At 65.2% G+C, this 24,904-nt stretch carries 22 protein-coding genes; 5 read left to right on the top strand and 17 right to left on the bottom strand.

Annotation, left to right across the window (positions count from 1 at the left end):
* Positions 1 to 166 precede the first annotated feature (166 nt).
* Complete coding sequence (locus tag ACZY1F_RS04590; protein WP_463940503.1) at positions 167 to 1,708, top strand: sodium:solute symporter family protein; 1,542 nt, start codon at positions 167 to 169, stop codon at positions 1,706 to 1,708.
* A gap of 127 nt (positions 1,709 to 1,835) precedes the next feature.
* Here the strand turns inward: ACZY1F_RS04590 and ACZY1F_RS04585 are convergent, their stop codons facing one another.
* Entirely contained in the window at positions 1,836 to 2,039 is a 204-nt protein-coding gene (locus ACZY1F_RS04585; protein WP_463940502.1) for a hypothetical protein, read from the bottom strand.
* A gap of 269 nt (positions 2,040 to 2,308) precedes the next feature.
* Here ACZY1F_RS04585 and ACZY1F_RS04580 point away from each other — a divergent pair, with 269 nt between their 5' ends.
* Positions 2,309 to 3,448: a VIT1/CCC1 transporter family protein gene (locus tag ACZY1F_RS04580; RefSeq protein WP_463940501.1), complete on the top strand. Its 1,140-nt coding sequence runs from the start codon at positions 2,309 to 2,311 to the stop codon at positions 3,446 to 3,448.
* Positions 3,449 to 3,494: 46 nt separating this feature from the next.
* Here ACZY1F_RS04580 and ACZY1F_RS04575 read toward each other — a convergent pair whose 3' ends face one another.
* Positions 3,495 to 4,796, bottom strand: a complete 1,302-nt coding sequence (locus ACZY1F_RS04575; protein WP_463940500.1) for an ABC transporter substrate-binding protein — start codon at positions 4,794 to 4,796, stop codon at positions 3,495 to 3,497.
* 381 nt (positions 4,797 to 5,177) lie between these two features.
* Between ACZY1F_RS04575 and ACZY1F_RS04570 the strand changes: the two genes are divergently transcribed.
* A complete protein-coding gene (locus tag ACZY1F_RS04570; RefSeq protein ID WP_463940499.1) occupies positions 5,178 to 7,457 on the top strand; it encodes a hypothetical protein in 2,280 nt (759 codons plus the stop codon).
* Here the strand turns inward: ACZY1F_RS04570 and ACZY1F_RS04565 are convergent, their stop codons facing one another.
* Positions 7,458 to 8,591 carry an LOG family protein gene (locus ACZY1F_RS04565; protein ID WP_463940498.1) on the bottom strand — a complete coding sequence of 378 codons (1,134 nt, stop codon included), beginning with the start codon at positions 8,589 to 8,591 and terminating at the stop codon, positions 7,458 to 7,460.
* Positions 8,592 to 8,600: 9 nt separating this feature from the next.
* A complete protein-coding gene (locus tag ACZY1F_RS04560; RefSeq protein ID WP_463940497.1) occupies positions 8,601 to 9,071 on the bottom strand; it encodes an SRPBCC family protein in 471 nt (156 codons plus the stop codon).
* 184 nt (positions 9,072 to 9,255) lie between these two features.
* On the opposite strand from ACZY1F_RS04560, the gene ACZY1F_RS04555 reads away from it, so the two are divergent.
* Together ACZY1F_RS04555 and iolB are read left to right on the top strand one after the other, a co-directional pair.
* On the top strand, positions 9,256 to 9,996 hold the full coding sequence (locus ACZY1F_RS04555) for a GntR family transcriptional regulator (RefSeq protein ID WP_463940496.1): 741 nt from the start codon (positions 9,256 to 9,258) through the stop codon (positions 9,994 to 9,996).
* A gap of 16 nt (positions 9,997 to 10,012) precedes the next feature.
* Positions 10,013 to 10,912: a 5-deoxy-glucuronate isomerase gene (gene iolB, locus ACZY1F_RS04550; protein WP_463940495.1), complete on the top strand. Its 900-nt coding sequence runs from the start codon at positions 10,013 to 10,015 to the stop codon at positions 10,910 to 10,912.
* A gap of 64 nt (positions 10,913 to 10,976) precedes the next feature.
* Here iolB and ACZY1F_RS04545 read toward each other — a convergent pair whose 3' ends face one another.
* The 13 genes from ACZY1F_RS04545 to ACZY1F_RS04485 all read right to left on the bottom strand — a co-directional run bounded on the left by ACZY1F_RS04545 (position 10,977) and on the right by ACZY1F_RS04485 (position 24,904).
* Positions 10,977 to 12,011, bottom strand: a complete 1,035-nt coding sequence (locus ACZY1F_RS04545) for a Gfo/Idh/MocA family oxidoreductase (protein ID WP_463940494.1) — start codon at positions 12,009 to 12,011, stop codon at positions 10,977 to 10,979.
* Positions 12,008 to 12,811, bottom strand: coding sequence for a TIM barrel protein (locus ACZY1F_RS04540; protein WP_463940493.1), 804 nt, complete (start codon positions 12,809 to 12,811; stop codon positions 12,008 to 12,010). Before ACZY1F_RS04540 ends, ACZY1F_RS04545 begins: the two co-directional genes overlap by 4 nt.
* Positions 12,811 to 13,926 (bottom strand): Gfo/Idh/MocA family oxidoreductase, encoded by a 1,116-nt coding sequence (locus tag ACZY1F_RS04535; protein ID WP_463940492.1) that lies wholly within the window; start codon positions 13,924 to 13,926, stop codon positions 12,811 to 12,813. The genes ACZY1F_RS04540 and ACZY1F_RS04535 overlap by 1 nt, the downstream gene beginning before the upstream one ends.
* Positions 13,927 to 13,961: 35 nt before the next feature.
* A complete protein-coding gene (locus ACZY1F_RS04530) occupies positions 13,962 to 15,023 on the bottom strand; it encodes a Gfo/Idh/MocA family protein (protein WP_463940491.1) in 1,062 nt (353 codons plus the stop codon).
* The gene (locus ACZY1F_RS04525) at positions 15,020 to 16,018 is read right to left on the bottom strand and encodes a Gfo/Idh/MocA family oxidoreductase (protein WP_463940490.1); all 999 of its coding nucleotides are present in this window, start codon (positions 16,016 to 16,018) and stop codon (positions 15,020 to 15,022) included. Before ACZY1F_RS04525 ends, ACZY1F_RS04530 begins: the two co-directional genes overlap by 4 nt.
* A gap of 109 nt (positions 16,019 to 16,127) precedes the next feature.
* Positions 16,128 to 17,054 (bottom strand): ATP-binding cassette domain-containing protein, encoded by a 927-nt coding sequence (locus tag ACZY1F_RS04520; protein WP_463940489.1) that lies wholly within the window; start codon positions 17,052 to 17,054, stop codon positions 16,128 to 16,130.
* A gap of 13 nt (positions 17,055 to 17,067) precedes the next feature.
* A complete protein-coding gene (locus ACZY1F_RS04515) occupies positions 17,068 to 18,117 on the bottom strand; it encodes an ABC transporter permease (protein WP_463940488.1) in 1,050 nt (349 codons plus the stop codon).
* Between the two features lie 65 nt (positions 18,118 to 18,182).
* Positions 18,183 to 19,184: a substrate-binding domain-containing protein gene (locus tag ACZY1F_RS04510; RefSeq protein WP_463940486.1), complete on the bottom strand. Its 1,002-nt coding sequence runs from the start codon at positions 19,182 to 19,184 to the stop codon at positions 18,183 to 18,185.
* A gap of 355 nt (positions 19,185 to 19,539) precedes the next feature.
* Positions 19,540 to 20,388, bottom strand: a complete 849-nt coding sequence (locus ACZY1F_RS04505) for an MFS transporter (protein WP_463940485.1) — start codon at positions 20,386 to 20,388, stop codon at positions 19,540 to 19,542.
* The gene (locus ACZY1F_RS04500) at positions 20,385 to 21,260 is read right to left on the bottom strand and encodes a sugar phosphate isomerase/epimerase family protein (RefSeq protein WP_463940484.1); all 876 of its coding nucleotides are present in this window, start codon (positions 21,258 to 21,260) and stop codon (positions 20,385 to 20,387) included. Before ACZY1F_RS04500 ends, ACZY1F_RS04505 begins: the two co-directional genes overlap by 4 nt.
* An 84-nt stretch (positions 21,261 to 21,344) precedes the next feature.
* A complete protein-coding gene (locus tag ACZY1F_RS04495; protein WP_463940483.1) occupies positions 21,345 to 22,358 on the bottom strand; it encodes a Gfo/Idh/MocA family protein in 1,014 nt (337 codons plus the stop codon).
* A 37-nt stretch (positions 22,359 to 22,395) separates the two neighbouring features.
* The gene (locus tag ACZY1F_RS04490; RefSeq protein ID WP_463940482.1) at positions 22,396 to 23,307 is read right to left on the bottom strand and encodes a sugar phosphate isomerase/epimerase family protein; all 912 of its coding nucleotides are present in this window, start codon (positions 23,305 to 23,307) and stop codon (positions 22,396 to 22,398) included.
* Between the two features lie 85 nt (positions 23,308 to 23,392).
* A complete protein-coding gene (locus ACZY1F_RS04485) occupies positions 23,393 to 24,904 on the bottom strand; it encodes a CoA-acylating methylmalonate-semialdehyde dehydrogenase (RefSeq protein WP_463940481.1) in 1,512 nt (503 codons plus the stop codon).

Raw genomic sequence — 24,904 nt, 5'->3', positions numbered from 1 at the left:
CTGTTGCGTCGGTCACAGCATACGCTTTTAGGCAACAAGTGTTGTCTCTGAGGCAATATTTGAGGAACTCTTCCTCCCAACTCAACAAAAGCAGCGGAAAACCGGCTTCCCCAGCAGCGCCGCCGGAATACCAGCCAAGCTGCAGATCAGCTCCAAGGAGCCCCAAATGGACGCTAACTTCGTCAACATCGCCATCGTGGTGGTGTACCTCCTCGCCATGCTGGCCTTCGGCTGGTGGGGCAAGTCCCGCACCAAGAACAACAGCGACTTCCTGGTGGCCGGCCGCCGGCTCGGCCCGCTGCTCTACACCGGCACCATGGCCGCCGTCGTCTTGGGCGGCGCCTCCACCGTGGGCGGCGTCGGCCTGGGCTACAAGTTCGGCATTTCCGGCATGTGGCTCGTGGTGGCCATCGGCGCGGGTGTGCTCCTCCTGAGCCTGCTCTTCGCCGGCACCATCCAGCGGCTGAAGATCTACACGGTCTCCCAGATGCTCAGCCTGCGCTACGGCCAGCGCGCCACCCAGACCTCAGGCATCGTTATGCTGGCCTACACCCTGATGCTCTGTGCCACCTCCACAGGCGCCTACGCCACCATCTTCGTGGTCCTGTTCGACTGGGAGCGCTGGCTCGCCATCGCCGTCGGCGGCGCCATCGTCCTGGTCTACTCCACCATCGGCGGCATGTGGTCCATCACCCTGGCCGACCAGGTGCAGTTCATCATCAAGACGGTCGGCATCTTCTTCCTGATGCTCCCATTCGTCCTCAACGCTGCCGGCGGTTTCGACGGAATCCGCGCCCGCGTTGACGCCAGTTTCTTCCAGCTCGATGGCATCGGGATTCAGACCATCATCACGTACTTCGTGGTCTACACCCTGGGCCTGCTCATCGGCCAGGACATCTGGCAGCGCGTCTTCACCGCGAAGACTCCCACCGTGGCCCGTTGGGGCGGCGCCACCGCAGGCGTCTACTGCATCCTGTACGGCGTCGCCGGCGCCCTGATCGGCCTGGCCGCCCGCGTGGCCCTGCCCGACATCGACGTCGCCAACCTTGGTAAGGACGTTGTTTACGCCGAGGTCGCTACCCAGATCCTGCCGATCGGCATCGGCGGCTTGGTCATGGCCGCCGCAGTCGCAGCTATGATGTCCACCGCCTCCGGCGCCCTGATCGCGGCCGCCACGGTGGCCCGTGCCGATGTGGTGCCGTTCGTGGCCAGCTGGTTCGGCAAGACGATCAACACCGACGACACCGAAAACCCCGAGCACGACGTCAGGGCCAACCGTTTCTGGGTCCTGGGCCTGGGCGTCGTTGCCGTGCTGATCTCCATGGCGGCGCAGGACGTCGTGGTGGCACTCACCATCGCCTACGACATCCTGGTGGGCGGCCTGCTGGTGGCCATCCTCGGCGGCCTGGTCTGGAAGCGCGGCACCGGCATCGCAGCGGCCTGGTCCATGGCCGTCGGCTCGGTGCTGACCCTGGCACTGCTGATCGCGTACGCCACGGGAATCATTCCCAGCGAAGACGGCGTTTACGCCAACGATCCCATCTACTGGGGCCTGGGCGCGTCACTGGTTTCCTACATCGTGATCTCGCTGCTCACGCCTCCCACGGACCCCGAGGTCCGTGCGGCCTGGGACAAGCGGGTGGCGGGAGCGGTCACCGACGAGTTGCCCATGGAGGCCCACCCGGTCGCCAGCCACCGGACCCCCTAGGGATCTCGACAGCCTCGATCACCGGAGAGGCTCGAATCACCGGAGATAAAGGCTCAATCACCGCAGAGTACGACGGCGGCACTCCCCTTCGCTTCCCCGGCGAACCGGAGTGCCGCCGTCGTTCGTTTCATTCCGTTCCGCGGAACTCGTCCTCATCGAGTGGGACCAAGCGCTCCTCGGCGTCGACTGCTACCGGGGGCGTGGGAACCACCGCTTCTTCGGCGTCCCAGTCGTCCACGCTGATAGGGACGTCCTCGGCGTAGTCATAGGCAGGATCCGCTTCAACGGATTCCAGGTGCGGCATGTCCGGGTGCTGTCCGGTGGTACTCATGATTCGACCTCCGTTTGTTAGCCTCGACGTGCTTTCTTGACGTGCTTCGTGAGTGGGCGCGGGCGGACGCCACTCCTTCATCACAGCACCGCCCGTGGGCCCGGTCAAGAGCCCCAGCAACCAGGCCGGGCCCACCTGGCGGACCTCCATATTTTGAGGGAAACCTAAACTCCGCAGTGAGGTCAGCCAGCCGAAAATCCGCGTCATTCCGCGGTAAGCTGGGCGGTGCAATGGGGCCGAACCTTCCCCATCCAGCACAGGAGCCTTGCGTGTCTCAGCACCCCAATACCCACCAAGCCAGGCCCGCGGAAACCAGTCCGTCCGCGCCGCAGCCCTCCCCGGCCGACCTCCGCAAGTGGCGCCAGTACCTGGCGGACGAACGGGCAGAGGCCGCCGTCTACCGCGATCTCGCCCAGAACCGCGACGGCGAGGAGCGCGCCATCCTGCTTGCCCTCGCCGAAGCCGAAGGGCGGCACGAGGCCCACTGGCTGCGGCTCCTCGGCGACCACGCCCAAAAGTCCCGGCCGGCATCGCTCCGCAGCCAGTTCCTGGGTTTCCTGGCCCGCCACTTCGGGTCCGTTTTTGTCCTGGCCCTCGCCCAGCGCGCCGAAGGCCGCTCCCCCTACGCCCTGGATCCCAACGCCACGGAAGCCATGGCAGCGGACGAGCAGATCCATGAGGAAGTGGTCCGCGGCCTGGCAACGCGTGGCCGCAACCGGCTCGCCGGAACCTTCCGCGCCGCCGTTTTTGGCGCCAACGATGGCCTGGTCAGCAACCTCTCACTGGTGGTGGGCATGGCTGCTTCCGGAGTGGCGAGTGGCGTGGTGCTGCTCAGCGGTGTGGCAGGGCTCCTCGCCGGCGCCATGTCCATGGCCGCGGGCGAGTTTGTCTCCGTCCGGTCCCAGCGCGAGCTCCTGGCCGCCACCCGCCCCACCCAGATCACCCTCGCCGCCGCCCCGAAACTGGACATCGAACACAACGAACTGATGCTCGTCTACCTGGCACGCGGTATGTCCCACGAAGCAGCCGAGCATCGCGTGGCCGAGCGCATGGGCCTGCTGAGTTGCGACTGCGATCCCAGCTTGTCGCTGCAGCCCGAATTGCCGGAGCCGGAGGACCAGCACGAGGCCGTAGGCACCGCGTGGGGGGCGGCAATGTCCAGCTTCTGCTTTTTCGCGTCCGGCGCCGTGGTCCCCATCCTGCCGTTCCTGTTCGGCCTGACCGGCATGGCCGCCCTGGTGGTGGCCGCAGTGCTGGTGGGGCTGGCGCTGCTGGCCACCGGCGGAATCGTGGGCCTGCTGTCCGGGACGTCGCCCCTGACGCGCGGGCTACGCCAGCTGGGCATCGGACTGGGCGCCGCCGCCGTCACCTACGTGCTGGGGCTGGCCTTCGGCACTGTGGTGGGCTAGCAGAAACATCGCACGGCACCATTCGCATGGCGCGCCTGGCTGTTGCCTATTTGCCGATGGCCGCCTTGCTTTCACTGATCCACTGCTCGGCCGCCTTCTCCGGCGTAAGCCGTTTGAACAGCACATCGGTGTTGACGCGGGCCGTGATCTCGGAGACCGCGGTTGAACCGGTGGGACCGATGAAGGTGGGTGCGAACTCCATTTTGCCGATCTGGTCGACGTAGGCGGCTTCAACTTTGCCCTGCGGCGTCAGCATGTCCTGGATGGCGGTCCGCAGGCCTGCGTTGCTGGGGACACCGCGGTCGCTCTGGATGGTCTTGGCCGCGGCCTCGTTGTTGACGAGGAAGTTCACCAGCTTTGCGGCGGCATCGGTGTGCTTGCTGCGCGCGGAAATGGTGTAAAACTGCGAAGACTGGAGCCAGATCCCAGGTGTAGGGGTTTCCCCGGGGAGCTTGAGTAGCTTCAACTCCGCTCCCGAGGCCTTGCTGAGAGCGGACAGTGAGTTGCTCCAGGTGAGCATCATGCCGGCCTGGCCCATGCCCATGAGCGTCTGCTCAGTGCTGACGCTGAGCTTCTCCACAGTCTCGGAAGCACTCGGCGCGGCCCCCGACTCGCTCAGCTTCAGGGAGAAGTCGAAGTAGTCCTCCACCGATTCCTTGCTTAGACCGAGCTGGCCGTCCTTGGTATACAGGGACTCGCCGCGCTGGCGGGCGAAGGCGTCCAAGGAATCATGGGTGAGGACTGTTGCCGTTCCGTAGGTGCCTTTGGGACTCTTGGCGGTTACGTCACCCGCAATATTGGCGAAGTCGTCCCAGGTCCACTTGCTGTCGTCGGGCAGTGCAATGCCGGCTGCCTGGAAGACGGCGGGGTTCACGACTATCGCAAGGGCATTGGCACCGGTTGACACACCGTACTGCTTGCCCTGGACTTGTCCGTTTTCCAAGGCTCCTTGGTCCAGTTTGGACAAGTCCAGCGGGCCGTCCACCTTTGACAGGTCTAGCAGTGCGCCTCGGTTGGCGTATTCGGCAGGGTATGCGCCGCCCATGGTGATGACATCGGGGGCGTCGTTGGCGGCCATCTGGGTGGCCAGCTTGTCGAAGTAGCCACCAATATCGCCGTACTCAGGCTTGACCTTGATGTTGGGGTTGGCGGCCTCGAATTCCTTGATGGCCTTGTTGGTCGACTCGGCGCGGCCAGCGTTACCCCACCAGGAGAATCGGATCTCGACGGGGCCGTCCTGTGGCTGGTTGGCGGACGGGCTGGAACAAGCTGCGGCCACACCGAGCAAGCTCACCGCCGAAAGTACTGCGATTGTTTTACGGAGGCTTCGGATAGCGATACGCGTCACTGGGTAGGCTTCTTCCATCTGAGAAAGCGGTTTCCTGAAACGTATCAAAGGGCGGTTACAGCGTCAAGGGTTCTCCGCTGGCCAGCCGCTTGGCGACCTGCCAACGGAAACAAGTCCACGACGGCGCCATGATGGCCCGACGCCTCAGCCCCGACGGGCGCAGCGCGGTGGGCTCCCAAGAAGACTCCGACGATTCGGCCATGAATGGCCAGGGGTTGACACAACCCGGCGACAGCACGAGGATTGAATCGTTTCGGAAAGCGGTTTCTTAGGCCCGCCTCCTTTGACGCGATGGCTTTCCGTACGGCCGCAACCGAGACTCCTAAGACCGGATTATCCCCAGCAGCAGTCAAAGCAGACAGCATCAGGAGGGCGTGCATCGTGCACAGCCAAAGCACCACCCATCGTTCGGCACTCCCTGCCCCTGGCACCGACATCAACGCCAGCACCATCAACAGGGAAGAACTGGTCCGGCGGCACAATGTCCGGCAGCAGATCCTTGATCCCAGAAGCCCTGTATCCGTGGGCAACGGCGAGTTCGCCTTCACTATGGATCTCACCGGGCTCCAAACAATGCCTGAGGCCTACCCTGTTGGCGCGCGCGATGACCTGCCGCCGGGAACCCTCCTCGGCACACAGGCCCAATGGGGCTGGCACGCCGTACCGCCGGCCGACACCTATGAGCTCGCTGGTTCCACGGTGCTCTACGATTCACCCCGCGGACCGGTTCCATACGTTGACATGGTGGGCAACATCGTCAACGACCGCGAGACCGACACCTCCCGGGCCGAAACGTGGCTGCGGTCAAACCCGCACCGCCTCGATTTGGGCCGCGTTGGCTTCCGCCTGGTGGAGAACGGAGCCGAGCGGGCAATCTCCGAAGCCGACGTGTCCGGCACAGAGCAAATCCTCGATCTCTGGACGGGCGCGGTGACCAGCCGCTTCACGCTGGCGGGCCAGCCGGTGACGGTCACCACCGCGTGCCACCCCGGCCAGGACGAAATCGGCCTTCGCGTGGAGTCGCCCGCCCTGGGGACGGGCCTGGTGATTGGCATCGGCTTTCCGTATGGGTCAGAGGCCTGGCACGACGCCGCCGACTGGCACAATCCTGACGCCCACACCACCTCGCTTGGGGAGCAGGAACCTTCCAAGCTGCATGCCGGATCCACCAGCTGGACCGTCCGCCGCGAGTTGGACCGCTCCCGCTACCAGGTGGTGATCACAGGGAAGAACCTGAATGTTGAACAGACCGAACAGCACCGCTTCCGGATAGCCCCCGAAAACAGGGCGGGACAGGCTACCCCCGCGGTTCTCGATTTGTCCATTGCCTTCATCTCCGCCGGAGACGGCGACTGCGTCCCCCGGGGTGACAACAGGCTGACACGGGAGGAAACCACGCCAAGCCGGGGCTCAGAAGCCAGCACCGCCGTCGGGCTTTCCGCAGCCTTCGTCCCTGCAGGCAGCAGAGTTGCCGCCGTCTCTGAGGGCTCTTGGCAGGAGTTCTGGTCCTCGGGCGGTGCTATCGAGCTCAACGCGACCGACGATGCCCGCGCGAAGGAGCTGGAGCGCCGGATAGTCCTGTCGCAGTACTTGACGGCCATCAACTGCTCCGGATCGTTACCCCCGCAGGAAACGGGACTCGTGTGCAATTCCTGGCGTGGCCGCTTCCATCTTGAAATGCACTGGTGGCACGCTGCACATTTTGCCCACTGGAACCGTATGGAGCTCCTGCTGCCATCGTTGCGGTGGTACGCCACAGCGCTGGAAACCTCGCGTCAAACAGCCAAGGCGCAGGGCTTCGACGGCGTGCGCTGGCCAAAGCAAGTGGGCCCGGATGGCAGGGAAAGCCCCAGCCCCATCGGGACGTTCCTCATCTGGCAGCAGCCGCACCCCATCCACTTGGCCGAGCTGGTGTACCGGGCCAACCCGAGCCGGGATGTGCTGGAGGAGTTCGCCGGAATCGTCTTCGAGTCCGCCGAATTCATGGCCAGCTTTGCGCATCCCACCGCACGCGGATTCGAGCTGGGACCGCCCCTGATTCCTGCGCAGGAAAGCTACGGTTCCATCCGGAGCACGGTCACGAATCCTACGTTCGAGTTGGCGTACTGGCAGTGGGGTCTCCGGATCGCGGCTGCGTGGCGTGAACGGTTGGGATTGGAACCCGTCGGGGCATGGTCGGAGGTAGCCGATGGCCTGGTCCGGCCGCGCGTGATTGACGGCGTCTACGCCGCGATCGATGTTGAACCTTTCACTATCCGCACTGACCACCCCTCGATGCTGTGTGCCCTCGGCGTCCTGCCGCAGACAGACCTGATCGATAAGGACATCATGCGGGCAACGCTCACGGACGTCCTGGCTGATTGGGATTGGGACAGCACGTGGGGCTGGGACTATCCGGTGATGGCCATGACTGCCGCGCGCCTCGAAGACCCTGAGGCTGCCGTCAACGCACTGCTGCTGGACGCGGGAAAGAATACCGTGCTGCCCAACGGACACAATCGCCAGACGGACTCCTTGCCGGTCTACCTGCCCGGCAACGGCGGACTACTGGCGGCCGCCGCGTTGATGGCCGCCGGATGGGACAACGGACCGGACCGGCACGCCCCGGGGTTCCCGTCCAACTGGACCGTGGCCTGGGAGGGATTGGTGACTAGCCCCTAGCTAGCCGCCCAGCACTGCGAGCGCCTCGTCCACACTGTCCACCAGGAAAATCCGGTCCTCCATGGCCCGTCCAGCGGCAAGCCGTTTGAGCAGGGGCCACGCGGGATACTCGTGCTCCCAGTGCTGCCGTCCCACCAGCACCATCGGCGTCACGGCTTCGCGGGCGCTGTAGTAGTTCTCGCAGGCGTCCTGGAAGATTTCCTGTACGGTCCCGGCCGCTCCCGGCAAGAAGATGATGCCGCCGTCGCACAGTTCCAGCAGGATCGCCTCCCGGACGGCGTTGGCGAAGTACTTGGCGATGTGGGTGGCAAAGTAGTTGGGCGGCTCATGCCCGTAGAACCAGGTGGGGATGCCCAGCGACGGCGTTCCGCCCGGATAACGTTCGACGACGGCGGCTGCCTCGCGTGCCCACGCGGACACCGAGGGGCGGAAGCCGGGAACGGATCCAAGTCCGGCGATGGCCGTCGTGAACTCCGCGTGCGGAACGTGGCTGAGGTACGCGCCGAGGTTGGCCGCTTCCATGGCACCAGGGCCGCCGCCGGTAGCCACCATCCGCCCGGCCTGTGCCAGGCGCCTGCCCAGCTCGGCTGCCTGGGCGAAGTCCGGGGTGCCGCGCTGGGCGGCATGGCCGCCCATCACGCCCACGGTAGTGCCGCCGGCGTGGAGCTCCGAGTGCATGAACTCGTCCAGGGCGTCGCCGATGGCGTGGTCATGCAGTGCCGAGGCCAGGGTGGCGTCCAGCCGGTTGCGCTGCTCCGGGCTGATGCTCCACTGGTACACGAGGGCGTCAGGCAGCTCCTCATAAGGCGAGCTGTCCAGGCCCGCATACAGTTCCTGCGGCGTGTAGAGCCGGGCCCGGTAGGGATCGAATGGCACACCCTGCAGCTTGGGGAAGATCAGGGCGCCACGGCGGCGAAGCCCCTCTTCGACGCCCTGGTCAAAGGTACACCCGAGGAAAATGGCACCTTCCACGTCCAGGGTTTCCAGCGCCGCGTTCCGGCCGCGCAGATCCAGGGACTGGGCGTGCCAGCCATGCATGGCCACCGCGCCGGCAGCGACCAGCCGGTCGAAGGCGTCCAGGCTCTCAACCTCTAGGGTCCGCGGGCTGGGGACCAGGCCGCCGGAGGGGTTCACGCCGCGTACCTAACGGGCAGCACCGGCCGTGCCGGTGACGTGCTCTTCCAGCCGGACCAGCGTCTTTTCAATGCTGACGGGGTGGCGGCGCAGGTAACCTGCCAGCCGAAGGAAAATCTTGCCGCGGACCGCAGTGGCGTCCCATTGTTCGGTGACGCGTGTGCCGGCAGCACCGTCGGCGCCGGTGGCAGGTTCGAGGATGTAACGCCAGACGTGGCCGTAGAAATGGCGCCAGGCGATGCGCCGGCCTTCCTCGAACTCGGAGACCGTGTTCAGTATTTTGTAGTCCACCGCCATGTTCATTTCCATGCCGAAGCGGGCTCCGAGGCTCAGCCGTTCAGGGCCGCGCGGCTGAGCGCCCTTCACTGTGCCGGAACCGTCGATCGCGCTGTGCAGCGCCGGTCTGGCCAGGATTTCAAAAATCGCTTCGGGCGGAGCGGCGATGAAGCGTTCGCGGGACACGAGGTATCGGTTGTTCATCCCCCCAGCCTAGGACCACGGGCACGAATGGAGGGCCGCCCACCAGTGGCAGCCTTGACCGCCGAACTTCGGCTGATATTATCGACAAAGGCAGTATGTCCTATCAAGCGAACATACTAGGACATGGATACCCTTCCGAGCCCCGGGCGGGCACCAGCTTCCGGCATGGAACGAGGAATATCTAGTGGCGAATCAACTGGGTCTCATCATCGACCGCTCCTCGCCCGTACCCCTGTATCACCAGGTGGTCCAGGGCATCGAGGCCGCCATCCACAGCGGAATCCTGGAACCCGGCAGCAGGCTGGAGAACGAAATCGATCTGGCGGCCCAGCTGAACCTCTCCCGGCCCACCATGCGCAAAGCCATGGATGAACTGGTCCGCTCGGGGCTGCTGGTCCGCAAACGCGGCGTGGGCACGCAGGTGGTCTCCAGCCAGGTCCGCCGCCCCCTGGAACTCTCCAGCCTGTTTGATGACCTCTCCAACAACGGCAAGAAGCCCACCACCCAGGTGCTGACCTTCTCCCATATGGAGGCCGACGCGGCGACGCTCGCCACCCTCGAGCTGCCTGCCGGCTCCAAGGTGTACCACTTCACGCGCTTGCGGAAAGTGGGCGGCAAGCCCCTGGCCCTGATGGAGAACTGGGTCCGGGACGACATCGCCACCATGGACGAAGCCATGCTTGCCTCTGAGGGCCTCTACGCCATTCTCCGCCGCGGAGGAGTCAACTTCCGCCTCGCCTCGCAACGCATCGGCGCCATGATCGCCAACGACTATCAGGCGGGCATGCTTGAGGCCGAGGTCAATTCCGCCCTGGTCACCATGGAGCGCACCGCGACAGACGACGCCGGCCGCCGGGTGGAAACCGGACACCACGTGTACCGGGCGGATTCGTACAGCTTTGAAATGACACTCGTACAGCGATAGCGCAAGGAATACATCAATGACTAACTGGGTCTACCCCCTGGGCAGCGCCGCCGACGGCGCTTGGGACATCTCGCTCGGAACCTCCGATTCATCCGTGGCCGTGGACGGCTGGGCCCATACGGGCCTGAAGGTGGCCACCTTGACCGCAAGTGCCGCCGTCGTTCTCCCGGCAGCGGATGAGGAGCGGATAGTGGTTCCCCTCAACGGCTCCTTCACCGTCTCCGTGGACGGTGAAGACTATGTCCTGAAGGGGCGGGCGTCCGTGTTTCACGGCCCCAGCGATGTGCTGTATTCGGGAACGGGCCGCGCCGTCACCATCAGCTCGTCCGACGGCGGACGGGTGGCGGTCGCCACCGCGCCGGCGAAAGCCTCCTATCCCACCCGCCTGGTTACGGCCGCGGAGACGCCCGTGGAACTGCGCGGGGCCGGCAACTGCTCCCGCCAGGTCCACAATTTCGGTACGCCAGCGGCCCTCGAGGCTGACCGTTTCATCGTGTGCGAAGTCCTCACGCCCGCCGGAAACTGGTCCTCCTACCCTCCGCATAAGCATGACGAGGAGAAGGACGGCGAAACTAACCTCGAGGAGATCTACTACTTCGAAACGCAGGTGACTGCCGGTTCCGGCGCACCCGACCCTGCCCATGCAGATGCAATCGGATACCAGCGCGTCTACGCCTCGGATGAGCGGCCCATCGACGTGGCAGCCGAGGTCCGCACGGGCGACGTTGTTCTCGTCCCCTACGGCTGGCACGGCCCCGCCATGGCAGCCCCGGGCTACGACCTCTACTACCTGAACGTGATGGCCGGCCCAGGCCCCGTCCGCGAATGGCTCATCAGCGACGACCCGCACCACGGCTGGGTCCGCCAAAGCTGGGACGGGCAGGACGTCGATCCCCGGCTGCCGTTCGGCGCGTAAAAATTAAGAAAATGCCCCTCCGGAACAGATTCCGGAGGGGCATTTTTCATGGCAACGGGTCTGGTCAACGGGCCACGCTGATGGCAACCTTGACCGGGACGCCCGTCGCCAGCGATTCCTGGGCCGCGTCAGCCACGCGGGAAGCCGCCACCGCGTCCTCCGGGGTGCAGGGATTCTCCCGCCGGCCCAGGATCAGCTCCACAAACGCTGCCATCTCGGATCGGTACGCCTGGTCAAAGCGCTCGGCGAAGGTCCGGTGGGGTTCCCCGGCGGGGAAATCGACCCCCGCTTCGGCCGACGCCATGGCCGTTTGCTCATCGAGCCCAACCATCAGCGAACGGCTGGAGCCCTGGATTTCCAGGCGGACGTCGTGGCCGGCCCCGTTGTAGCGGGTAGCTGACACGGTACCGACCGTGCCGTCGTCGAACGTGACCAGTGCCAGCGCCGTATCCACGTCGCCCACCGCACCAATGGCCGGGTCTCCGTTGTTGGAGCCCTTTGCGTAGACCTCCACGATCTCGCGGCCGGTCAGCCAGCGGAGGATGTCGAAATCGTGGACGGAGCAGTCGCGGAACAGTCCCCCGGAGCTGGCGAGGAACTCCACAGGCGGCGGCGCCATATCGCAGGTGACGGCGCGCAGGGAGTGGATCCAGCCCAGCTCGCCCGCCTGGTAGGCGCGCTTGGCTTCGAGGTAGCCGTGGTCAAAGCGGCGCTGGTGGCCGATCTGCACCACGCCGTTGTTGTCGCGGATGTAGTCCAGCACCGGCAGGGCGTCCGCCACGTTCATGGCCACGGGCTTTTCGCAGAAGACCGGGATTCCGGCGTCCACGCCGGCCTTGATCAGCTCGGGGTGGGTTCCGGTCCCTGTGGCGATGACCAGTCCGTCCACACCGGCGGCGATGAGCTCCGTCACCGAGGGCAGGAAGCCGGCACCGAGGCCGGCAGCAATCCCCCTGGCGTGGTCCACGGCCACGTCGGTGAGCAGCAGCTTGACGTTAACGCCCTCCGGGTTGAGAACTTCGTTGAGCGCGGCGATATTGTTGGCATGCATCACGCCGATGCGCCCCACTCCGACCAGACCGAGAATGACATCCTTCATAGTGTTCCTTCCTTCGAAAAAGTTGTAGTGGCCTGCACCGTGAACGCCGCCCGGAAGGCCGCAAGGGCTTCCTCGTCGTCACCGCTGGCCCAGGCTTCCATACCCACGGTTCCCTCGTAGCCTGCGTCCGTGAGCGCCCTGGCCACGGCCGGGTAGTTGATCTCCCCGGTTCCGGGCTCGCAGCGGCCCGGTACGTCGGCCACCTGGACTTCGCCGATGTGCGGCAGTGCGGTCCGGACAAGCTCGATAAGGTTCCCCTCGCCCAGCTGTGCGTGGTAAAGGTCCAGCATCAGCTTCACGTTGGGGTGCCCGGCTGCTTCCACAAGCGCCAGGGTGTCCTTGGCCCGGGCGAGCGGGATGCCGGGGTGGTCCAGGATCGTATTGAGGTTCTCCAGGCAGAAGGTCACCCCATACCTCTCCCCCAAGTTGCCGAGCCGTTCCAGGGTCCGCGCCCCGGTGCTCCACATGCGGCCGGTGGACCGGTAGAGGGGGCGGGCCGCCTGGCCATCGATGAGCTCCGCGGAGTGCACCACCATGCGGCTGACGCCGAGTTCCAGGGCGGTCGGGATCAGCGACTCGGCCGTCCGCACCACGTCGTCGGCCGTGTCGGGGTCCACCACGCTTCCGGAGGTGTACCCGGTCATGGAGGAGAACACCGCGCCCGTGGCCTTGAGCGCGGCCAGGTCTTTGCCCCTGGCGTCCCACATCTCGACGTCGAATCCGGCGTCGTGGATCCGCTGCACCCGTTCCACAAACGGCCGGTCGGTGAAGACCATTTCCGCGCAGACGGCCAGCCGCATCAGACGCCGGCCCGGGCGTCGTCGCGGAGCGCCACCGGGGCAGCAGCCACAGCCACCGGACCGCCCTGTTTGACCGATTCGATGCACGCCAGTGCCATGGCCAGCGCGCGGCGTGCGTCTGCGGCCCCGGGGGTGAGGGTGAATGCGCCCGACGGCGGCGGGGTGCCGTCCCGCTGCGCGCGAACCGTGGCGGCGAAATCGGCGAGTTCGTCCGTATAGGCCTGCCGGAAGAGTTCCACGTTGAGGCGCGGCGTGTCCGCGGACATTCCCTCCGCCGTGTAACGCCGGGCCGCCGTCTCGGTGGCACGGCCGGCCTGGACCATGCCCTTGGAACCGAAGACCTCTCCGCGGATGTCGTAGCCATAGAGGGCACTGAAGTTTGCTTCCGCCACGGCGATGGCGCCGTTGTTGTAGCGGATAGTCACCACCGCGGTGTCCAGGAAACCCTGATCGCGGAGTTCCGGTTCCACGAGGGCGTCGGCCACAGCATAGACCTCCACCGGCTCGGCGCCTTCGTTGAACCAGTTCAGGGTGTCGAAATCGTGAATCAAGGTTTCCAGGAAGACCGTCCACGCGGGGACCCTGGCCGCATTCGGGATGCTGCCGTTGCCCGGATCGCGGGTCAGCGAGCGCAGGAGCTGCGGCTGGCCGGCGATGCCGGCCGCAAGGTCTTTCTTGGCGGCCTGGAAGTCATCCGCGTAGCGCCGGTTGAAACCGATCTGGAAATGCACCCCGGCTTTCTCAACGGCGGCCAGCGCGGCGTCGAGCTCTTCCAGGCCCTGGCCCGCGGGCTTCTCGCAGAAGACGTGCTTGCCCGCGGCGGCGGCCTGTGTAATCAGGGCCGAGTGGAAACGGGCCGGGCTCGCGATCACCACGGCGTCGATCTCCGGATCGGCCAGGATGTCCGCGGCGTCGGCAGTGACCTTTGCGGTGCCCAGCGATTGGGCCAGGGCCTGGGCGGATTCCACATTGGGGTCGGCGATGGCCGCCAGGATAGCGCCCGGGACGCGGCGGGCGATGCTTTCGGCATGAAACGCCCCCATCCAGCCGGAGCCGATGAGCCCGACCTTCACGGGTGCCGAGAGTCCTGCGGAGTGCTGTTCGATGTAGGCCATTGGCCCGTCCTTTCGATGGTCAAAACAAAAATGAATCAGAGCCGTGCCGCGTCCTCGTCCGCCGACGTCTCTTCGCCTGGGAACACCACTCCCAGCTGGCGGCGGATCTCGTCGGCCACGTCCAAGGTGCGGATGGACGCTGCCAGGGTCCGCTGGCCGGCCTGCGCCTGCCCGGCGGCCACGGCACGGGCCACGGCCGCCGCTTCGTAGTGCAGTCCCTCGAAGTGGCCGCCGGCCGGTTCCTCATAGCGCAGCCGGGCCCCGTCCGGGAAACGGACCTCGAAGCCACCGGGCATGTTGAAGGGACCGTCGAAAGTCAGCGTGGCCTTCGAACCGACGATCGTGGCCGAAGTGGGCGTGAAGTTGTGCAGGTGGGTGTTCACCACGGCCTGCGCGCCGCCGGCGAACTGCATGATCGCGGACAGCTGGGCGTTGACCCCGGATTCGTGGGGCTGGCCGATGGCATGCAGCTCTTCCGGCAGGCCCAGTACCTCGGTGATTAGGGCCAGCGGGTACGTGCCGAGGTCCAGCAGCGGGCCGCCGGCCAGCGCAGGATCGAAGATCCTGTGGCCGCGTTCGAAGTGTTCGCCGTATTCGGCGAAAACCGTGGTGACGGTGCCCAGGGTCCCGGCGTCGAGGATCTGCCGGATCACGTCGAACTTGGGCAGGAAGAAACTCCACATGGCCTCGGCGGCGAACACCCCGGCGGCTTCGGCCCGTTTGGCGATGTCCCGGGCCTGCGCCGCGTTGAGGCCGATCGGCTTCTCGACCAGAACGTGTTTGCCGGCGTCGAGGGCGAGCACCGCGGCCTGGTGGTGGAAGTTGTGTGCCGTGCAGACGTAGACGATGTCGATGTCCGGGGCGGCGGCCAGCTCCTCGTAGCTGCCGTAGGCCGCGGGCACGTCGAAGGCGTCCGCGAATGCCTTGGACCGGCTGAGCGAACGGGACCCGACGGCGGTGATCACCTGGTCCGTGTGCGCCTGGACGGATTCGGTGAAGCGTTCGGCAATCCAGCCCGGCCCCATGATCCCCCAGCGCAGCACCGGCGCATCCCGCGGACCGGGCACGCGGGAGACCGGCAGGGCGGAAAAGCTCACGAGTAGCTCACTTTCGTGTAGGCGCCGTCGCTGTGCAGGGACTGGATCATGGCCTGGGCCACGAGCGAGGCGTTGAGGCCATCCTGTGCCCCGGCCAGGGGTGGTTGTTCCCCCTGGGCCAATGCCGAGATCCAGACCTGAAGCTGCAGCCGGTACGCGTCGGCGAAGCGCGGGCGCCAGTCTGCGGGTATTGCCGTCTGGCTGAGGCCCGCCTGCTGGACGCCCAGCAGTGCGAAATCATTCAGGCCGGTGGTGCCTCGTTCTGAGACAACCTCGCAGCGCGTGGTGTAGCCGTACTGGGCATTCAGGAACAGCTCCAGCGTGGTCACCGTGCCGTCGGCGGTGCGGAGCATCATAAAGGCGGGGTCCCGCAGCCCGCCGTCGGCATGGCGTGAGCTCCGCCCGGCCTGCCATGACACCTCCATGATGGGAGAGTCCAGCAACCAAGGGATGATGTCCAGCTCGTGGATGGCCGAATTGGTGATGGCCGATTCCGAGGTAGTGCCGGGGCCCGCTGCGGCGTTACGGCTGATGCAGTGGACCAGCAGGGGCTCGCCCTGAGCCCGGTCCTGCACGGCCTGCCGCAGAGCAACGTAGCCCGGGTCGAAGCGCCGCATAAAGCCCAGTGAGAGCAGGGACGCTCCAGTGGCGGCCACAATATCGGCGTCCGCCGCTACCACCTCAAGGCTTTCCAGGAGGGTGGGTGCCAGCGGCTTTTCGCACAACACCGGGGTCGTTGCCTCGAAGCATTCCAGCACCAGCCCGGCGTGCGTGGAATCGTGCGAGGCAACCACGACGGCGTCCACCTCGCTGGAGTTGATCAGCTCGGAGGGATCGGTGGTGATGCGGGCGGCTGGCGGTGCAGCGGCCGCGGCACGGCCGGCGTCGAGGTCTGCCACAAAGGTGACTTCGGCGCCGCCGATAGTGGTGGAGAGGTTCCTGATGTGGTCGGCGCCCATGATTCCGGCGCCGATGACGCCTACCCTGATCGGCATGTTGGTCCTGTCCTGTCCATCGTGATTCTGTACGTCGTTAGTGGCTGCCCCCATGGCAAGGCAGGGGCCCGCCGGCAGTCCGCCGGAGGGCCCCTGCGGGCCGGCTCGGCTAGGCGTGTCTTGGGGCGCCGGCCTGGACGGCGTCAGCGACGTCGGCCACTTCGGCTTTGACTTCCTTGAGGGCTTCGGTGTGGCCGCCGAGCTGTTCGAGCTCGTGCGCGAGTTCGGCGAGTTCGGCGCCGCCGGCCATCTGGGCGGTGAGCTCGTCGAGGGTGATGTCCTTCTTGTCGTAGTAGCCGATCGACTTGCCGCGTTTGAGCAGCAGGAACCGGTCCCCGACGGGGAATGCGTGATGCGGGTTGTGGGTGATGAAAATGACCCCGAGGCCGCGGTCGCGGGCTTGCAGGATGTACCGCAGCACCACGCCGGACTGCTTGACGCCGAGTGCCGCCGTCGGCTCGTCCAGGATCAGCACCTTGGCGCCGAAGTACACGGCGCGGGCGATCGCCACACACTGGCGTTCACCGCCGGAGAGCTGGCCGATGGGCTGCTCCACATCGCGCAGGTCAATGCCCATCTCGGCGAGTTCCTTGAGCGTGATGGCTTTCATCTTCTCGACGTCCAGGCTCTTGAACGGGCCAAAGCCGCTGGTCAGCTCCGAGCCGAGGAAGAAGTTCCGCCAGATCGGCATCAGCGGCACCACGGCGAGGTCCTGGTAGACCGTGGCGATGCCGGCGTCGAGGGCGTCACGGGGGGACGTGAACTTCCGTTCCTCGCCCATGATGTTCAGGACCCCGGCGTCGTGCTGGTGCAGGCCGGCGATGATCTTGATCAGGGTGGACTTACCGGCGCCGTTGTCGCCCAGGACGCAGGTGACGCGGCCGTTGTCCACGGCCATCGTCACGTCGGACAAGGCGATGATGTTGCCGTAATGCTTGCCCACTCCCTCGAGGGAGAGCAGGTGGACGGGCGTGTGGGTGAGGGGATCTTTTTCATTCTGGAGCAGCGTTTGCTGGTCGATTTCGTTGGCATTCATTTCTCCGGCCCCTTTACTTGAGTTCCGCGCGGCGTTTGACGATGAGGTTCACGATGGTGGCCAGCAGCAGCATCAGGCCCAGGAAGAACTTGAACCAGTCCGGGTTCCACTGCGCGTAGACGATGCCCTTGTTGGCCATACCGAAGATGAACGCGCCGATCGCGCCGCCGATGGCCGAGCCGTAGCCGCCGGTCAGGAGGCAGCCGCCGATGACCGCGGCGATGATGTAGAGGAACTCGTTGCCCACACCTTCACCGGACTGCACGGTGTCGAAGGCGAAGAGGTTGTGCATGCCCAGGATCCAGCCGCAGAAACCCACTCCCATGAAGAGCCCGATCTTGGTGGCCTTGACCGGGACGCCCACGGCGCGGGCTGCGTTCTCGTCCCCGCCGACGGCGAAGATCCAGTTGCCCACCCGGGTCCGCATGAGCACCCAGGTGGCCACGGCGACGAGGGCGATCCAGATGAAGACCGTGATTTTGACGTCGATGCCTGCGATCGTCACTGAAGACGCGAATACGGCGCGGGCGGAGTCGAAGCCGTCCATTTCAGAAATCGAGGGGGAAGACACGCCGCCGCCGATCATCCGCGTCAGGCCCAGGTTCAGGCCGGTCAGCATCAGGAAGGTGGCCAAGGTGACGATGAAGCTGGGTAGCTTGGTCTTCATCAGAATCCAGCCATTGATGTAACCAATGGCCAGGGATACCAGCAAGGCCAGAGCCACACCCACCCAGACGTTGGTGCTGAAGTACCAGCTGAACATCGACGCCGTCAGCGCCGAACTGATCACGGCGACACCGGTGGAGAGATCGAACTCACCGCCGATCATCAGCAGAGAGACCCCGACGGCCATGATTCCGATGGTGGAACTGCCGTACAGCACGGTCGCGAACGACGCCGGCTGCAGGAACGTCTGGGACACCACCGAGAAGAAAATGAAGAGGACGATTGCGCCCACCAGGGCGCCGACCTCCGGGCGGCCGAGTAGCTTCTGGAGGGGATTTCGTTTGCCGATACGTTCGTCGGCCACGGGGAGGGGGGACTTGGATAGTGTCTGGGTCATGGGATTACTCCTGCTAGGGCGGGTTCCGGAGCCCCGAGGGCTCCGGAACCCGGCTTCGAGCATCCTTAGCGGATGCCTTCCTTGGCGAATTTGAGGACGTCAGGAGCCGCTGCCTGATCAATGATCGACGGACCGGTCAGCACCGGAAGTCCGCCACCCACGTGGTATCCGCCGCGCTTGACCTGCCACAGCGCGTCGATGGCGCCGTAGCCCTGAAGCCACGGCTGCTGGTCAACCGTGAAGGCTACCTTGCCGTCGATGATGGCCTGGGCAAGGTCACCATTCATGTCGAAGGAGGCAACCTTGACTTTGCTCTGCAGCCCCAAGGCTTCCACTGCTTTGTTTATGGTCAACGTGAATGGCGCGCCGAGGCCGATGATGGCGTCTGCATCCGGGGTGGCCTGGAGCTTTGCGGTCACGGTGGATGAAACCTGGGTCATATCGGTTCCCTGGACAAACAGGTTTTCCGTTCCCGGGATCTTCGACTTGACGCCGGCGCACCGGGAGTCCAGTGCGACGTTGCCTTGTTCCATAATCACGCAGATCGGGTGCTTGGCTCCGAGCGACAAGAGCTTCGTTCCGACGGCGGCGCCGGCCAGATTTTCATCCGAGCCGAAGTGGGTGAAGGCACCTACTTGCTTCCAGACATCCGCACCGGAGTTCAGGCTGACGACAGGGATACCGGCGTCAGTGGCTTTCTTCAGGACGTCCTTGAGCGCGTCCGGCTTGGCCAGGGTGACAGCAATGCCTCCCACCTTCTGGTCAATGGCCTGCTGGATAAGCTGAGCCTGTCGGCCGCCTTCGGGATCTGAGGTGTAGAGCAGTTCCACGTTGTCCTTCGCGGCCGCTTCTTCGGCACCTTTGCGGAGAATGTCCCAGAACGTGTCGCCGGGAGCGGCGTGGGTGATCAGTGCGATCTTTATACGCTCCGTCGTGGCCACCTGGCCGCCCCCGGCCGCGTTGCCGGAGTCTGCGGACTTACCGCCGGTACTTGAACAGGCACTCAGCGCCAGCATCGGCACAACCGCCGCTATCAGGGCCGCCTTACGCCAGGAAAGTTTTACCACGATGAATCTCCTTTGATTTCAGCTCCGGGCTGCTACATTGCAGCCTCCGGAATGCGCCTATATCGATGATGGTGATTTGGTCCACAGATGTCAATAGTTTGTCCTGACATTAGGATGTTTTAACGTGAACAAGCGCCCGATTGAGCGTAAATCGAGGCGCTGACGGCCTTTTCCACCGACCGTCCCTGCACTCATTGCGGAAGTTGGCGGTCGAAGACATAGGGATCTCCCGTCGGGTGCCGGGCACGCAAAAGCCCCTTCGAGCGGATCAAAGGGGCTTTTGCGGCGGCAGGGTTTGACAGGTCAGGGGGCCGGGCTGCCAGCCAGGGCTTTTGCGGCGGCAGGGTTTGACAGGTCAGGGGGCCGGGCTGCCAGCCAGGGCTTTGGTGCCGGCAACGTGCTTGAAGTAGTGCTCCACGTCTTCCAAACTCTTATCCTTGGTCTCCGGGACGTACTTGGCAGCAAAAGCGATGGCGCCAACGCCCAGCACTGCGAACACGAAGAATGTGTTGGAGAGTCCGATCGCGGCGAGTAACTGCGGGAAGCCGAAGCCCACCAGGAAGTTCACGATCCACAAGATGAATGCCGACGCTCCCATCCCGAGACCACGGATCTTCAACGGGAAAATTTCGGACAGCATGAGCCAGGTGACCGGCGAGATAGCACCCTGCTGGAAGGCCAGGAAGGTGACGGTCAAGGCCAGGATCACGAAGCCGCGGCCTATTCCTTCGGGCAGGACGAGCGAGAAGAAGCCGATCAGCAGCAGGGCGGCCGTGGTACCGATCTGGCCGGTGATAAGCATCTTTCGGCGACCCACCTTGCCAAGCAGCCAGATCCCCACGAAAGTTGCCAGCACGGAAATGACGCCGGTGCTTGGCGCGAAGGTGCAGGCCAGCGTCCCGATCAGGAAAATGATGGCCAGAACCATGATCATCTTGCGGCGCCCGTTGCGGTCTGCGAGGCGGCCGCCGAACAGGGCACCAAAGGCGGCACCGAATAGAAGCGAGGACGTGACAAGGCCCTCAGTCAGCGGTGTGAGACCCAGGTCCTCCTGCATGTAGGGCAGTGCGCCGTTGATGACACCGGTGTCGTAGCCGAACAGCAGCCCGCCGAAAGTGGAAATGATGGTGACGGTCCGCAGGGCGCGTTTATGGTTGACGGTCGGTTTCCGGGCGACGTCCGCTGAAGCACCCGGCGCCGTCATACGCTCACTTTCTGGATATGCTGCGTCATCGTCTCCAGCTGGTAACGGGAGACGTCCGCAGCGTTGTCGTCCTCGGCGAAAACACTGGAAACCATCACGGTATCGGCGCGGTCGAGGAAGCCGATTTCCTGGAGCCCGCCAAAGAACTCGTCCCAGTTGACGTCGCCGTCGCCGATCTTCAGGTGCTGGTGCACGCGAACCGGGTTGCCCGGCGGGTTCGTGATGTAGCGCAGGCCGTGGGAGGCGTGGTGGTCCATGGTGTCGGCAACGTGGACGAGGCGGAGCTTGTCCCCCGCCGCGCGCATGATGTCCAGCGGCGGGTTCTTCATGTGGAAACTGTGCGAAGCCACGTACACCAGGCCCACGTTCTTCGAATTGAGGCCGCGGATCACGCGGATGGCGGCGAGGCCCTCTTCGACGAAGTCGTCAGGGTGCGGGTCGATCAGGAGGTCGATGCCTTCACGCTCGATGATCGGCAGCAGCTCCTCCATGGAGCGGTAGAAGGCGCGCTCAGACTCTTCGGCCGTTTCGGGGCGGCCGCTGAATTCGGTGTTCATGGTGCTGACGCCCAAGTCCACGGTGATCTGGATGGCACGCTTCCAGTAGCGGACCGCCGCCTCGCGGGCGTCCTCGTCCGGACCGGACCAGCGGAGAACCGGCAGGACGGACGCGATCTCAATGCCGGCGTCCCTGCTGGCCTTCTTCAGCTGGCCTACGAGCTCGTCGTCGGCCTTCGGGTGGTTGTAGAACGGGATGAAGTCGGCGTGCGGGGTCATCTGCATGTACTTATAGCCGAGATCCGCCACCACCCGGGGGAATTCGAGCAGGCTGTGCGAGTGGTGGAACGGCGTTGGATCAAGTGCGATTTTCACGAGGAACACTCCATTGTGGATCAGTCAGGTTGTGCGCGGGACGGGACAGAACGGGAAGGGGGCCACGGCCCCTTCCCGTTCTTCCTAGCTGTAGAGGGCCGGCTTGTCGTTCAGCTTCACGGCGACCTTTTCGCCGTTCTTCTGCGCTTCGACGCCTGCTTCGCAGCATGCCGCGGTGGCGTAGCCGTCCCAGGCGGTGGGACCGCCGATTTCGCCGCGGACCGCAGCGTCAACCCAAGACTGGATTTCGACGTCGTACGCCGCGCCGAAACGCTCTTCGAAGCCGGGGGTGACGTTGCCGCCCCAGCGGCCGGCGCTGCGGGTGTACGGTCCCTTGTCACCGCCGATGCTGACCACACCTTCTTCGAAGGAGGCCTGGGTGGCCACTTCATAGCCAAACTTGGCGTTGACGTAGATTTCGACGTCGGCCAGGACGCCGGACTCGGTCTCGATCAGGACGTGTTGGGGATCGTGCTGGCCGGCCGGGGCGTTCTTCGTGGCCTTGCCCAGACGGACCTGGACGCTGGTGATTTCCTCGCCGGTGAAGAAGCGGATGGCATCGAACTCGTGCACCACAGAGTCGTTGATCAGCATCTCGTTGGTGAAGCCGGCAGGTGTGGTGGGGTTGCGGTGCTGGTGGTGAAGCATCAGCAGCTCGCCCAGTTCACCGTCGCGGATGACGGAGCCCAGAGCGGCGTATTCGGCGTCGAAACGGCGCATGAAGCCCACCTGGATGCGCTTGTGTCCCAGCGCCGTTTCGGCCTGGACAACTTTCCACGCACTTTCGGCGTCAGGGGTGAGCGGCTTTTCGCACAGGATAGGGAAGCCCTTCTCCAGTGCCTTGTACAGGATATCCTCGTGCAGGAAGCCGGGGGTGGCGATCAGCACGGCGTTGACGTCTCCGTTGTTGAGCGCCTCTTCGGCATCGGCCAGAGCCACTGCACCTGGGATGCCTTCGATGGCAGCCTGCGCACGGGCAAGGTCCACGTCCACGACGGCGGCAACTTCAGCGCCGTGGATGCGCTTGCTGAGGCGCTGGATATGGTCCGCGCCCATGCGGCCGGCGCCGATGACGGCGACGCGAAGGGTTTCAGTCATTGTTCTTTCCTTACGTTTCGGGATGCCTGGGCGGCTGTTAGTTGACTGCCGTGCGGGAGCCGCAGGACAGCAAGTAGTTACGGGTGCGCTTGGCGATCGGCATGGGAACGTCGAAGGCCACCGGGTACATGTCCTGCTCCACGATGCCGAAGATGGGGCGGTTCAGTGCCTCCACTGCTTCGATCACAGCGCGGAGGTCGGGCAGCCCGTTCGGTGGCTCGGTCATAACGCCGGCAAGGTTTGCGGCAGCCCATGTCATGTTTTCCTCGTTGACCTTCTTGAGGATGTCCGGGTTGATCTGCTTCAGGTGCAGGTAGCCGATGCGGTCCGGGTAGTTCTTGATGAGCTCCAGGCTGGAAGCTCCGCAGTATTCGGCGTGGCCGGTGTCCAGGCACAGGTTCAGGTACTTCGGGTCCGTGGCGGCCAGCAGGGTTTCGATGTCTTCCTGCGCTCCGACGTGGGAGTCGGCGTGGGAGTGGAACTGCTGCTTCAGGCCGAAGTCTTCCAGCAAGGTCTTGCCCAGGCGGTTGTGGCCGGCGAACAGGTCGCTCCAGGCCTTGTCCGTGAGCTGGCCGCTCTCCAGGGCTTCGCCGGTGACGTCATCGCGCCACATGGCCGGGATGACCACAATGTGCTCTCCGCCCATGGCAGCGGTTAGTTCCGCGACCTTGCGGGCAGGTTCCCAGGCGGTCTCCCACTGGTCGAGCCCGCGGTGGAAGGCGGTGAATACCGTTCCGGCGGTGACCTTCAGGTCGCGCTGCTTGAGCTCCTCGGCCAGCCGGGCGGGGTCGTTCGGCAGGTACCCGTACGGACCGAGTTCGATCCACTTGTAGCCGGACTCGGCCACTTCGTCGAGGAAGCGCTCCCATGGGGTCTGCTTCGGGTCATCCGCGAACCACACACCCCACGAGTCAGGGGCGGTGCCGATGATCAGCTTGTTCTCAGTCATGACAGCGGTGTCTTTCTTGTATTGGGTGGGCCCACGCCGCCAGGGTTCCCTGGCCGAGCTTGCGAGGCGAGGGCGGCGGTGGGGATTAGTTGGAGGGGAAGTTGTAGGAGGCACCCGAGGCGTGGGTGGGTTCGGGCCAGCGGGAGGTAACAACCTTGCCGCGGGTGTAGAAGGAGACGCCTTCGGGGCCGTAGATGTGCTTGTCGCCGAAGAGGGAGGCCTTCCAGCCGCCGAAGGAGTGGTACGCCACCGGCACGGGCAGTGGCACGTTGATGCCGATCATGCCCACGGTCACGGAGCGCTGGAACTTGCGGGCGTTCGCGCCGGAGGAGGTGAAGATTGCCGTGCCGTTGCCGTAGGGGTTGGCGTTGATCAGGGCGATGCCGGCGTCCAGGTCCTCGACGCGGACCACCACGAGGACCGGTCCGAAGATTTCCTCGGTGTAGGCGGTCATTTCGGTTTTGACGTGGTCGATGACCGTGGGGCCCACCCAGAAGCCCTCCTCGTGGCCGGGGACCACAAGGTCGCGGCCGTCAACGACCATAGCGGCGCCGGCGGCTTCGGCTTCGGTGACGATCTTCACGATGCGGTCCTTGGACGCCGGAGTGATGACCGGGCCCATTTCGGCGTCGGGCGCGGTGCCGTTGTTGACCTTCACAGCGAGAGCCCGCTCTTCGACCTTCTGGACGATCAGGTCCGCGGCGTCACCGACGGCGACGGCCACGGAGATCGCCATGCAGCGTTCCCCGGCGGAGCCGAACGCGGCGGCGGCGAGGTGGTCGGCGGCGTTGTCCAGGTCCGCGTCCGGCATGATGATGGCGTGGTTCTTCGCCCCGCCGAGCGCCTGGACCCGCTTGCCGTGTTTGGTGGCGGTTTCGTGGACGTACTGGGCGATCGGGGTGGACCCGACGAAGGAGATGCCGTCCACGTCCGGGTGGGTCAGGAGACCCTCGACGGTTTCCTTGTCGCCGTGCAGGACCTGGAAAACGCCGTCCGGGAGGCCGGCCTGCTTCCACAGCTTGGCCAGCAGCATCGAGGCGGACGGGTCACGCTCGGAGGGCTTGAGGATGAAGGCATTGCCGGCGGCGATGGCCATCGGGGCCATCCACAGCGGCACCATGACAGGGAAGTTGAACGGGGTGATCCCGGCGACCACGCCGAGCGGCTCGCGGAAGGAGAAGACGTCGATCCCGGTGGAGACCTGGTCGGAGTAGTCGCCCTTGAGCAGGGTGGGGATGCCGCAGGCGAACTCGATGACCTCCAGGCCGCGGCCGATCTCGCCCTTCGCGTCGGAAAGGACCTTGCCATGCTCAGCCGTGATCAGTTCGGCGAGCTCGTCCACGTGGGCCGCGACGAGTTCACGGAACTTGAACAGTACATTGGTGCGCTTGGCCAGGGAAATATCACCCCAGGAGTCGGCAGCCTTACGGGCCGCGGCGACGGTGGCGTCCAGGTCCGCACGGTTGGCCAGCCGCAGCTCCGCGGAGACGGCACCGGTGGCTGGGTTGTAGACAGGCTGCGTGCGGGTGCCCTCACCGGCGGTTTCGGTGCCGTTGATGAAGTGGTTGATGGTGGTGGTGACGGTCGTCGTTGACAT

This window comes from Pseudarthrobacter xylosi, assembly GCF_055412765.1.
The sequence above is the reverse complement of the archived record's forward strand: the minus strand, read 5'-3'. Positions and strand labels throughout refer to the sequence as shown.